The organism is Schinkia azotoformans, assembly GCF_035811335.1.
GTDB lineage: Bacteria > Bacillota > Bacilli > Bacillales > Bacillaceae_J > Schinkia > Schinkia azotoformans.
Genome location: NZ_JARSMD010000006.1, coordinates 1 through 10574 on the forward strand (window position 1 = coordinate 1; position 10574 = coordinate 10574).

9 protein-coding genes, 14 tRNA genes, 1 rRNA gene and 2 pseudogenes are annotated in these 10574 nt (G+C 38.0%); 2 read left to right on the forward strand and 24 right to left on the reverse strand.

Going from position 1 to position 10574, the window contains the following annotated elements; genetic code table 11:
- Nucleotides 1-52 precede the first annotated feature (52 nt).
- Both nosZ and P9E47_RS03250 read right to left on the reverse strand, forming a co-directional pair.
- Nucleotides 53-1933, reverse strand: coding sequence for a Sec-dependent nitrous-oxide reductase (nosZ, locus tag P9E47_RS03245; protein ID WP_326162597.1), 1881 nt, complete (start codon nt 1931-1933; stop codon nt 53-55).
- Between the two features lie 24 nt (nt 1934-1957).
- Entirely contained in the window at nt 1958-2383 is a 426-nt protein-coding gene (locus tag P9E47_RS03250) for a hypothetical protein (RefSeq protein ID WP_003330275.1), read from the reverse strand.
- 100 nt (nt 2384-2483) lie between these two features.
- Here P9E47_RS03250 and P9E47_RS03255 point away from each other — a divergent pair, with 100 nt between their 5' ends.
- A complete protein-coding gene (locus P9E47_RS03255) occupies nt 2484-2900 on the forward strand; it encodes a GNAT family N-acetyltransferase (protein ID WP_081585642.1) in 417 nt (138 codons plus the stop codon).
- A gap of 54 nt (nt 2901-2954) precedes the next feature.
- On the opposite strand, the gene abc-f is transcribed toward P9E47_RS03255, so the two are convergent.
- From abc-f to P9E47_RS03290, 7 genes and pseudogenes are all read right to left on the reverse strand, one after another.
- Nucleotides 2955-4589 carry a ribosomal protection-like ABC-F family protein gene (gene abc-f, locus P9E47_RS03260; RefSeq protein ID WP_326162599.1) on the reverse strand — a complete coding sequence of 545 codons (1635 nt, stop codon included), beginning with the start codon at nt 4587-4589 and terminating at the stop codon, nt 2955-2957.
- A 271-nt stretch (nt 4590-4860) separates the two neighbouring features.
- Nucleotides 4861-5133 carry a hypothetical protein gene (locus P9E47_RS03265; RefSeq protein WP_003330272.1) on the reverse strand — a complete coding sequence of 91 codons (273 nt, stop codon included), beginning with the start codon at nt 5131-5133 and terminating at the stop codon, nt 4861-4863.
- A 204-nt stretch (nt 5134-5337) separates the two neighbouring features.
- Nucleotides 5338-5763, reverse strand: coding sequence for a hypothetical protein (locus tag P9E47_RS03270; protein ID WP_326162601.1), 426 nt, complete (start codon nt 5761-5763; stop codon nt 5338-5340).
- A gap of 64 nt (nt 5764-5827) precedes the next feature.
- Entirely contained in the window at nt 5828-5959 is a 132-nt protein-coding gene (locus P9E47_RS03275; protein WP_267880049.1) for a hypothetical protein, read from the reverse strand.
- Nucleotides 5960-5975: 16 nt separating this feature from the next.
- Nucleotides 5976-6680 carry a class I SAM-dependent methyltransferase gene (locus P9E47_RS03280; protein ID WP_326162602.1) on the reverse strand — a complete coding sequence of 235 codons (705 nt, stop codon included), beginning with the start codon at nt 6678-6680 and terminating at the stop codon, nt 5976-5978.
- Between the two features lie 110 nt (nt 6681-6790).
- Nucleotides 6791-6907, reverse strand: a pseudogene (locus P9E47_RS03285) (sigma-70 family RNA polymerase sigma factor); the annotation flags it as partial.
- A gap of 520 nt (nt 6908-7427) precedes the next feature.
- A pseudogene (locus P9E47_RS03290) lies at nt 7428-7621 on the reverse strand (helix-turn-helix transcriptional regulator).
- A gap of 259 nt (nt 7622-7880) precedes the next feature.
- Between P9E47_RS03290 and P9E47_RS03295 the strand changes: the two are divergent.
- Nucleotides 7881-8489 (forward strand): LysE/ArgO family amino acid transporter, encoded by a 609-nt coding sequence (locus P9E47_RS03295; protein ID WP_003330266.1) that lies wholly within the window; start codon nt 7881-7883, stop codon nt 8487-8489.
- Nucleotides 8490-8550: 61 nt separating this feature from the next.
- On the opposite strand, the gene P9E47_RS03300 is transcribed toward P9E47_RS03295, so the two are convergent.
- The 15 genes from P9E47_RS03300 to rrf form a co-directional block, all read right to left on the reverse strand.
- A tRNA-Arg gene (locus P9E47_RS03300) sits at nt 8551-8624 on the reverse strand.
- A gap of 32 nt (nt 8625-8656) precedes the next feature.
- A tRNA-Ile gene (locus P9E47_RS03305) sits at nt 8657-8730 on the reverse strand.
- 4 nt (nt 8731-8734) lie between these two features.
- A tRNA-Gly gene (locus tag P9E47_RS03310) sits at nt 8735-8808 on the reverse strand.
- Nucleotides 8809-8827: 19 nt separating this feature from the next.
- A tRNA-Tyr gene (locus tag P9E47_RS03315) sits at nt 8828-8912 on the reverse strand.
- A gap of 7 nt (nt 8913-8919) precedes the next feature.
- Nucleotides 8920-8992, reverse strand: a tRNA-Phe gene (locus tag P9E47_RS03320).
- A gap of 53 nt (nt 8993-9045) precedes the next feature.
- Nucleotides 9046-9121 (reverse strand) — tRNA-Asp (locus P9E47_RS03325).
- A 3-nt stretch (nt 9122-9124) separates the two neighbouring features.
- A tRNA-Met gene (locus P9E47_RS03330) sits at nt 9125-9201 on the reverse strand.
- A gap of 41 nt (nt 9202-9242) precedes the next feature.
- Nucleotides 9243-9335 (reverse strand) — tRNA-Ser (locus P9E47_RS03335).
- Nucleotides 9336-9368: 33 nt separating this feature from the next.
- Nucleotides 9369-9442: transfer RNA gene (locus P9E47_RS03340), tRNA-Met, on the reverse strand.
- 22 nt (nt 9443-9464) lie between these two features.
- A tRNA-Pro gene (locus P9E47_RS03345) sits at nt 9465-9541 on the reverse strand.
- Between the two features lie 23 nt (nt 9542-9564).
- Nucleotides 9565-9641 (reverse strand) — tRNA-Arg (locus P9E47_RS03350).
- 29 nt (nt 9642-9670) lie between these two features.
- A tRNA-Lys gene (locus P9E47_RS03355) sits at nt 9671-9746 on the reverse strand.
- A 176-nt stretch (nt 9747-9922) separates the two neighbouring features.
- Nucleotides 9923-9998: transfer RNA gene (locus P9E47_RS03360), tRNA-Val, on the reverse strand.
- 7 nt (nt 9999-10005) lie between these two features.
- Nucleotides 10006-10077 (reverse strand) — tRNA-Glu (locus P9E47_RS03365).
- A gap of 54 nt (nt 10078-10131) precedes the next feature.
- Nucleotides 10132-10248, reverse strand: a 5S ribosomal RNA gene (gene rrf / locus P9E47_RS03370).
- Between the last annotated feature and the right edge of the window lie 326 nt (nt 10249-10574).

Sequence of the window (10574 nt, forward strand, 5' to 3'; positions counted from 1 at the left end):
CCATGCGACTGCCCGTCGCACGAAAAAGGGCATTATATGCCCTGCCCTTCTTCTATCCTTTTGGTTCAACCAATAAATATCCGTTCATTTCCTGATGCAATGCGGAGCAGAAGTTTGTACAATACAATGGATAAGTACCGGCTTTATCAGCTATAAATTCCATTGTATTGGTCTGTCCTGGCTGAACCTCCATATTCAAATCATAGGAATTAATTCCAAAGCCATGTGTAATATCCTGGTCAAGGTCAATATTTGTTAAATGAATAACGACCTTATCTCCTTCTTTTACATGGATAACGTCTTTTCGTTCAGCAGCTCCATCGAAAATAAATTTAGATCTCATCGCAACACCATGAACTTCGACAGTGTTTCCATTTCTGGTAATGCCTGCATCCTTTTGATTCCAAATACTATTCGGACGTTTTTCATCTTTTTCATAAATTTTGTCTGTGGACAATTTATCTGCCTTGACCATTTGTGCATAATGGGGCTCAGGGTCAACAGGGGCAGAATAAATAAGTTCCATCTTATCTCCAGAAAGATCAATAAGCTGCATAGATTCCGGATGGGACGGACCAACTCCGAGATAAGTATCCTTCGCAATTTTATTTAAGGAAACAAGATATTTCCCATCCGGACTTACCGTATCACCCTCCGCGGCTGCTAAATGACCCGGTGAATATTGTACCGGGATTCGGTCAAGAACTTCACCCGAACTAGGGTCCCATTTAACAATCTCGGATGAAATAAACATCGTTGTATAGCAATGGCCTTTTTCATCAAATTGCGAATGCAATGGCCCCAGGGCATTTTCAGGATTTACTTCCCTCTCCATTACAGACTCATAATCCAAGACTGGGATACCGTTAAACTCTCCTGAAAACTTTTTGTCTTCAATAGCTTTAAAGGCTTTTTCGAATGAAAAGACAGTCATCGCTGGAGCAAGTTTTCCAGAAGCAATAAAACGCGTACCGTCCGGAGTAACATCAACACCATGCGGGGATTTAGCTGTCGGTACTAAGAATATACCTCCCTTATGCTTCTCAGGAAAAATCATCTTTACGTCCCCAACCATGTCGTATTGCCCATCTGCTACCATTTTCTCAAGCTCTTTCCAATTATAAAGAACGATATAATCTCGGTCTTTTTGAGAGGCATTAATTTCCATTTCCGTCGTTGCTTCTTCCGTATTATAAGTTGTCATAACGGACCAACCTTCCGAACCTTTTTTCCCGGCATCAGACAAATCAAATGACCATGGAGGCAAAGCAACTTGATAAGCCAGCTCAAGCTTTTTCTTATCTTCATTAAACGTAACTGCAGACATTACACCTCTATATTTCTCGTTATATTCGTCTAATGGTGCATATTCAAAACCTAGAGGAACAGCAAAACGAGTCGGCAAGAATAAATACTCCGTATTCGGTGTAACAAAAGCCGCACAATGCGGACCACCTGTATTTGGAACCTTTAAAATATCCATCGTTGTAAACGTTTTTAAGTCCAAGACTGCTGCACGATTATTGGCAACATCTGTGGCAAATAAATACTTTCCATCATAATCTCCATCTGTTTCAGATAAAGCCGGATGGTGGAGGTCACCCCAAGTATATCCACCCATTAATTCTTTTGTATGTTTGTCATAGCCATACCCTGTTGCGGAATCCGGCGAAAAGACTGGAATGGTTCGAATACGCCGCATTGAGGGTACACCATAAATAAACATTTGCCCGGAATGGCCTCCTGAAGCAAATAGATAATATTCATCATGCTCTCCAAACGGAACATAAGTCCTTTCGGCATATGAAGCAACATTTGAGGCATTGGTATTTGTATTTGCTTGATTCGTATTTCTATCAAAGTCAGCAAAAATAACGGTTGAAGCTAGTCCACCTGCCACTAAGCCTGTAATGGCCGCTATCCATTTCTTCATAAAAACACCTCCAAACAAGCATTCTTACTTCTCTGATGCAGTCTTCAATGCTTCAAGAACTGCTTTTAATTCATCCTCTGTCAAGGGTTTGTCTCCAAGCACACCAGCCATTACAGCAGATGTCGGTTTTTTGAGAAATTCCTCAATCGGCACACCGTGCTTTCCCTCAACATTTACATAGGCTTGTGATAAATCCGGACCGGTCGCCCCCCCTTGAATATTAAGTGCAGACACACTATGACAGGAAATACAACCGCGTTGAACAAGGATTCTTCCTTCATTATCAGATGCATCACCCTGTTGTTGATCGATCGCTTTATCCTTTGCAGCTTGATCTGTTTGTTCTCCGTTTTGTGCTGGTTCTGAAGCTTGGTTATTTTTAAAGAATAAGTACCCACCACCAAATGCTATGGCAAAACAAATTAAAAAAATTGCTACATTCTTGCCCATAAGGCCCCCCCTTCCTTCCTTATTCATTGAATTTTTTTTAGTATTTTCCTATCATTTTTTATTATTCCTATTTTTGGGTTAAATTCACTAAACACAAAAAATGTGGGACACAGTTCCCGACCCTGTGTCCCGATGCTTGCTGTTAAGAAAATTAGATGGTATCGTCCTTTTAAGGACATCATTTTATTTTGCGGTAAAAAACAAATTGAGGAGATGGTATAGAATGGACGAATTTAAGCTAGGTAATAATGAAATTTACATGGAGGAAAATGGAGAAGTAATAGCAAGAATACAATTTGTGCCGAGCGGATCCGATGAAAATGGAAAAGAGCTCATTACTGTAAAGCATACAATTGTTAATGAAGGACATAATGGCAAAGGGCTTGGGAAAAAATTAGTGAATAGAATCGTGGAATATGCGAAGGAAGAAAATATTGCTATTATCCCAGAGTGTACTTACGCAAAGAAAGTACTTGAAAGTAACGAAGAATTTCGGGAAGTTCTTGCAAAGAGATAACTTAACTAAAAGTGGGACACAGTTCCCGACCCTGTGTCCCACTTCTTTTGGCAATCACTTCCCAAGCGATTTGATTTGCTTTGTTAATTCGTTAAATTTCAAATCAAGCTCTGCGTATGCCTGATCCTTTGGGGTGAGAAAGCTCAGCTTTCCTAACACTTCTTGTCTTTCAGTTTCAAGCTTCAACCGCAGCTCTTCTTTAGAATCATTATTCTGGACTGGTTCTTTCCACTGCCTGTGAATCCTATTATTCGAAATCTCGAGTTTACCGCTTGTTGTCTTTTCAAGAAAATAGCGGTCATGTGATACGACTAAAAGTGTCCCATTGTACAGTGATAGAGTGTTTTCCAACTGTTCACGTGAGGCTAAATCAAGATGATTGGTTGGTTCATCTAAAATGAGTACATCTTTTTCCTCTAAAATATAAGCCATTAGCTTACACTTTACCCGCTCCCCCATACTCATAGCTGCAATCGGCTCTTTCCACTGTGATGCCGTAAAGCCGAGGTGCTTCATTAAATTTTGAACTTGCCCTCTTGCTTCAAATGTTTCTCGATAAAATAACTGTTCTGGCGTTTGGGCAAGCGGCAGGTCAAACACTTCCTGAGTTAGATAGCCGATCTCAGCTGAAGGCGATACCCAGACATTTCCTTGAGCCGTTTCCTCACCCATAATTATTTTTATTAAAGTCGTTTTGCCACTGCCATTCGGTCCTATTAACGCCAACTTTTCGCCATGCTGAATTGTAAAATTAACGTCTTTAAATAAAGTTCGCCCATCAAAAGCCTTCGATAAATTCTTAACCTCTAAAAAACGTTTCCCTACCTTGGTATTGGCCTTCATTGAAAAACGTACAGTGTATTCCGGTTCAACCCGCTCCACCTTTGCTTTTTCAAGTTCTTTCTCAAGACGCTTTTGTTTTGACTTTACTTGCGAATCCATACGTTTTGCTTTTACACGATAATATTCCTTAAAACCTTCTTTTTTCGTGGACTGGGCATGTGCTTTTTTTGACCAAGAAGTAAGCTCGTTGATTTGTCCCTCAATTTGTTCAACCATTTTTTGCTGTTTCTCATATTCCCGCGCTTGTGTTAATCTTTTCTGTTTGCGGGCATCCATATAACTTGAATAATTACCTTTGTGTTCAATTAACTTTCTACCTTCAATAGACCAAATCTTTGTTGCAACTTCATCTAAAAAATAGCGATCATGCGATACCAAAATAATCGTACCTTTAAATTGTTGCAATTGTTCCTTAAGCAATTCCTTGCTTGGTTCATCTAGGTGGTTTGTCGGTTCGTCCAAAAGCAATAAATCAGTAGCCCTCGCCAACCCTTTGGCAAGCCGCGCCTTCAATTTTTCGCCACCACTTAATTGTGAAAAATCACCTGTTGGTACATGCCATTTCTCAAGCAGTTTACTTTCGCAATATGTCAACTCCTCTACTGAAAAATTTTTCGTTTCCTGTTCCACCAAGACAATCTCTGGACTTTGAACGAGCCATCTAAATTGCCCTTTTGTTGGCACTAACGTCTTGTTTATTAATTGCAGCAAAGTTGACTTCCCAGCACCATTTTTTCCAATAATGCCGATCCTATCTCCTTCTTGAACACTTGCATTCACATCTTCAAAAACCGTGACATCATTGACTTCATATCCGATATTTTGTAATTTTAATAATTCACGCATATAATCGCCCCTCTTTATAGTAGGAAGGATTCGAACCCCACAAATCTCCGGAAATTAAAAAATCCTCCCAATTTTGTTGGAAGGATTAGTCGCATTTTTGTGTACTCAAATAAAGCTATTCACTAATAGCTCAAGTTATATATGAAAAATGGGCAGACTAATCCTATTTTGTATGATTTGAAATATTTTCATTTCAAACTTTTAAAAATAAGATTAGTTTAACATCGGCCACCCATCATCCCTTCTGTTGTTTATTACTATCATTATAACATTAAACGCTTGTTTTAGCTAAACGGATTCTTTTTAAAAGTTGAATGGCTGCAGCACCAATTAGCGCCATTACTATAAATGTAAAAACTAAATACATGGGACTTCCTACATATCCAAATGAAACCTCGTTTTGAAGAACCGTTACATTTTCATAGGCATTCTCTATATCCGGTACAAAGTTCCACGTTTGACTCAATCCATGAACTAGACTTCCCCCAATATAAATGACGTGAATAACGATTGAAAAAATTACAGCTTGGAAAAATAATCTCAAAGTTTCCACCTCTCTCGAAATTCCATTATCATCTTTATTATACAGTTGTTTATTTGGACAGTAACCAATTAACTTCCATTTTACTGAAATATTAATTAAACATTTATTTAAAATTGCCCCTCCTTTTGAACTTGGCTAGTTCACCAATTTATTCAGAACTAAAATTCCAAAATCAGTAAAAATAAATTATACTTATTGTAAAAGTCAAAACTTCTTTACATTAATCAACAACACGATAGCAGTCATTGTGTTAAAAATTTCTGCTAAAATAACTAAAACAAAGTTGAAAATTCCCGTTCTGAACTCTTTCTCACCTGCAGGGTATTGAGAAGTATTGAAATCATTGTTAGTTAAATATGTAATGAAGCCTAAAATCATTATTAGATATATTGAATTAAAAACTATTCCGAATAAATATCCTAATTTCTTTTGTTTTTCCTTAATATCGAATATTAATGAAATGATATGTACAAATAACATAAATAGAATACAAGGCCATGGAAATCCAATAAAAAGGAAATATACGAAGAAGAAAATTGGTGAAACCAATTCTAAACAAGCAACTACTATTTTTCTATTGTTTATTAATTTATCAATGACTCGATCGTAAGTTAGCTTTCTTAGCTCCATATTCCCCCCCTCAATATACACACCTCAAGAATAGAGAATTATCTTTAATTTAAAAGAGAGATTGTCAATTTACTGGAGAAACTAACCTTACATCTTTTTCAAGTACAGCCACCACTTCTGCTGAATCCGTAGCTATTCTTCTTTCATATTCGCCAACGTTAGTTAAACCCAATGGCGTTACTATGTATTTTAGCAAGCGTCATTTTACTCATTTATTTTTCAATAGTGAGAAAGTTAGTTGCTGATGGAAGAAATCGAAATTCTGTTTTGTTAATTTTAATATTTATGCCAATTTCACTTATGTCATCTATTAGTTTGTTTAAATGCGGGTAAATTCCATCTTTAAAATCAACCAATGGATATATCAATATTGATCCACCTTTTTGTGTAATCCTTATCATTTCATTAATAGCATCTAAATGAAATTTATAATCAAATTGTTCTCGATATAAAAATAGAAAGTGATTACAAAAAACTAACGCAAACGTATCATTATCAAAAGGTAAGAACGGCAAGGTTGCGGAAATATATTTTTCTTTATTATTATCTTCACGATAACTTTCTATAAATTGATTTAAAGAACGTTCTCGAATTTCATCGTGATGTTTTAGACTTTTATAATCGTTCCATATAAAAAGATTTTCATTTTGGGATAACTTTTGAGAGGCTATTTTAATTTCCTTTTTTCCTAGATCATACATTTCTTCACTTGTAAGGGTGTATAAAGGGTCAACTGCTATAGCCTCATATCCTTTTTGATTTAATTCGGCAGTAAATGAAGAGGCCCCAGATGCAATATCAAGAATCCTTCCATCACTTAACAAGCCTTCTTTTAACATAAACATTTCTTTATACTCTTGGTAAGAGCGACATGTCATCGCAACTCCCGATTGAGCATACAACTCAGTTTTACACATTTTCTCGTCTCTCCTTTTCTCAACTTGGCTCAACTAATCTCGGCTAACAGATTTATTATAGGAAAAATTTGTAAAACATTCAAGTTATTTTACTTTCTGATTCGTTAGTATACCAGATCCTTAGCTATCTCGGCATCTTTCACATAAGAAAACGCCAATCGTACCAACTCATTACCATATTCAATCATTATTTTTTCTAATATGGAGTCTTTTTCTTCTCTGTCCAATCTACTACCCTCCCTTTCAACCTACTTCAAGTTCTGCTATTAGACGATTATCAAATCATAATAGGTTCAATATTAAAAAAGTATTTATTTTAACACCAAATACTAATCCTTACTTAAAATATTCTGCTATTTCTTCATCCGTCAAACCTTGTCTTTTCAGCATATTCTTGCTTACCACTTTTAGGCATTGGGTCTGCCATCTTTGCATTTTCATCATAAGAAAATTACTTTCCCCTTATACTGTTCAAGGAAAAGTAGGACTTTCTCATGTTTTTTACAAGCGGATCTTCCTTAACATAGGTTTGAAGTAAATTGATAGATTCACCTTTTTTTAATTGGTTAGTTTCATCTCTTAAAATATCTTGAACCATTATTTTGGTTTTAACAAATTCAACGTCACTATATGTAAAGATTTTTACCCTTTTCCTTAGTTTGTGCAGTTATTACAATAGGTGATGCTTCCGCAAGATCCTCTAAATTTTGGAAATCTGTTGCAAATACTGAACTTATCTCATGATTATTAAATAAAACTGCTTGACCAATGTACAATAGGACGACCTAAAACATAAGATAAATTAAATACCCATTCTAAACTTGGATCATATTTATTATTTTCAATGGCATTGATTGTTTGCCTTGTCACATTACACAAATCTCCTAATTTTCCTTGTGAAAACCATTCTTTTCTCTGTATTCCTTGATTCTATTTTCCATGACTAAGCCACCTTTAGATTTTGTAAGGTGTCAAACATTCTTTACACTTCATTTATCTTACATGTGCTTACCACTTTTTGCGTATTATTTGTAAAGAATTATTGTGACAATAAGCCACCCTCTATTTTGAACAGGATTCACCTGAAGCTCCCTTTTATTTTTCAAAAAAGTAATGCTTCTCAATATATTTGAATCTACTCCTAGTGTTATAATTTAGTGACTTGACTGTTACATAGTAGAAAGGGTTGTAGATTATTAAATGATAAGCGCTATTATACACGGGTTTATACTGGCCTTTGGACTTATTCTTCCATTAGGCGTCCAGAATGTATTTGTTTTCAACCAAGGAGCAACTCAACCAAGATTTAGTAGAGCATTACCGGTTATAATTACAGCGTCCCTTTGCGATACGTTCCTTATATCCTTGGCTGTATTAGGTGTATCCGTTATTGTTTTCGGGATTCCATGGATAAAATTCACTCTTTTATTGGTTGGAGTATTATTTTTAGCATATATGGGCTTTGTCACTTGGAAAAGTAAATCAAATACAAGCTCATCAGAAGCGAATGCTCTTTCTCCCAAAAAGCAAATTGCCTTTGCTACATCGGTCTCATTGTTGAATCCTCATGCCATAATGGATACGATTGGGGTAATTGGAACAAGTTCATTATCCTATTCAGGAATGGACAAACTTGGATTTGCTTTAGCTTGTATTACTACTTCTTGGATATGGTTTATTGCACTAGCTTTGGTAGGAAGACAAGTTGGTAGATTAAACAACTCAGGAGGATTTATTACAGTTCTTAATAAGATATCAGCTCTCATAATGTGGGGAACAGCAATCTATCTTATTTTTACATTAATATAAAAAAGAACCCCGATTCAAAATTGAGTTTCGGGGTTCTTTACATATTCATGCGTATATATTACGCGCCTTAGAGGATTCGAACCTCTGACCGTACGCTTAGAAGGCGTATGCTCTATCCAGCTGAGCTAAAGGCGCATTATAGTAAAAATAATTTATAATGAAAACAATGGGCCTAAATGGACTCGAACCATCGACCTCACGCTTATCAGGCGTGCGCTCTAACCAGCTGAGCTATAGGCCCATATTGGAGCGGGTGATGGGAATCGAACCCACGACATCAGCTTGGAAGGCTGAAGTTTTACCATTAAACTACACCCGCAAAATTTAAGGAAAATAAGTGGTGGAGGGGGACGGATTCGAACCGCCGAACCCACAGGGAGCGGATTTACAGTCCGCCGCGTTTAGCCACTTCGCTACCCCTCCAAAAGGATGGCTCGAGACAGAATCGAACTGCCGACACGAGGATTTTCAGTCCTCTGCTCTACCGACTGAGCTATCGAGCCAAAAAAGAATAAAAAAATCTATAATAACAGCAGCAATGCTACTGGAATAAAGATGGCGGTCCCGACCGGGATCGAACCGGCGATCTCCTGCGTGACAGGCAGGCATGTTAACCGCTACACCACGGGACCATTTGGTTGCGGGGACAGGATTTGAACCTGCGACCTTCGGGTTATGAGCCCGACGAGCTACCAGACTGCTCCACCCCGCGATAGTAAAAATTATTTAATATTGTACTTTTTTCAAAGTGAATGGCGGAGGAAGAGGGATTCGAACCCCCGCGCGGTTTAACCCGCCTGTCGGTTTTCAAGACCGATCCCTTCAGCCGGACTTGGGTATTCCTCCGTAATAAATATTTACTTTTCATGGTGAACTATATAGCGGCGGAGGGGATCGAACCCCCGACCTTACGGGTATGAACCGTACGCTCTAGCCAGCTGAGCTACACCGCCATAAAAATTAAGATTTTTAGAATGGTCGGGAAGACAGGATTCGAACCTGCGACCCCTTGGTCCCAAACCAAGTGCTCTACCAAGCTGAGCTACTTCCCGATAGTGCATTTTCATAAAAATAATGGCGCGCCCGACAGGAGTCGAACCCATAACCTTCTGATCCGTAGTCAGACGCTCTATCCAATTGAGCTACGGGCGCAGTAATGTAATTTAAAGCGAATAATTAAATGGTGAGCCATGCAGGATTCGAACCTGCGACCCTCTGATTAAAAGTCAGATGCTCTACCGACTGAGCTAATGGCTCATATAATATTTTTACAATATTTATGATTTCAAAACTGAATTTAGATATGAATTAATATCTATGTCATTCCAACCTTAGAAAGATTATTCAAATGATCATCGGTTGGTATGCTGAAGACTATTTGAGGAAGCATATTGGGCACGCTCTAGCAAATGAGCTAAGCCGACATGATGTTATGGTGGAGGATGACGGGATCGAACCGCCGACCCCCTGCTTGTAAGGCAGGTGCTCTCCCAGCTGAGCTAATCCTCCGAATTAGTGACCCGTACGGGATTCGAACCCGTGTTACCGCCGTGAAAGGGCGGTGTCTTAACCGCTTGACCAACGGGCCAAAGTAAAACAACTACTATAATTGAGGCAAAATAAATACCCCAAAAGGGGTTCTGCTTGGCAACGTCCTACTCTCACAGGGGGACAGCCCCCAACTACCATCGGCGCTGAAGAGCTTAACTTCCGTGTTCGGAATGGGAACGGGTGTGACCTCTTCGCTATCGTCACCAAACATATATTGAATTGAAGGTTGTTCCTTCAAAACTAGATAATCGGCATTCATATTTACTTCATTGTCCAGCTACAGCTCCCAGCGACTCGTAAACTTCGCTCATCTCCCTACGATAAGTCAACATCGACTCACTACGTTCGTCGTGTTTCCTTTATCTCAGTCGATGCGCTCCAGTTTATACGTCGCTAAACGGTCGCTTTAGCTTTTCTATTTAATCGTATGTACTTCAACAGCAACTTTTGTTTGACCAAGTTCATAGAGAAATAATCGCAAAATTTCTTTTTCACAACTAGAGTATATCTCCATCCCTTTTAAAATTACTTTAA

Bases quoted from the DNA above. Each gene is read 5' to 3' on its own strand.
- P9E47_RS03255 (WP_081585642.1), top strand. From the start codon at position 2,484: ATGTGGGACACAGTTCCCGACCCTGTGTCCCGATGCTTGCTGTTAAGA.
- nosZ (WP_326162597.1), bottom strand. From the start codon at position 1,933: ATGAAGAAATGGATAGCGGCCATTACAGGCTTAGTGGCAGGTGGACTA.
- P9E47_RS03295 (WP_003330266.1), top strand. From the start codon at position 7,881: ATGATAAGCGCTATTATACACGGGTTTATACTGGCCTTTGGACTTATT.
- abc-f (WP_326162599.1), bottom strand. From the start codon at position 4,589: ATGCGTGAATTATTAAAATTACAAAATATCGGATATGAAGTCAATGAT.
- P9E47_RS03270 (WP_326162601.1), bottom strand. From the start codon at position 5,763: ATGGAGCTAAGAAAGCTAACTTACGATCGAGTCATTGATAAATTAATA.
- P9E47_RS03250 (WP_003330275.1), bottom strand. From the start codon at position 2,383: ATGGGCAAGAATGTAGCAATTTTTTTAATTTGTTTTGCCATAGCATTT.
- P9E47_RS03280 (WP_326162602.1), bottom strand. From the start codon at position 6,680: ATGTGTAAAACTGAGTTGTATGCTCAATCGGGAGTTGCGATGACATGT.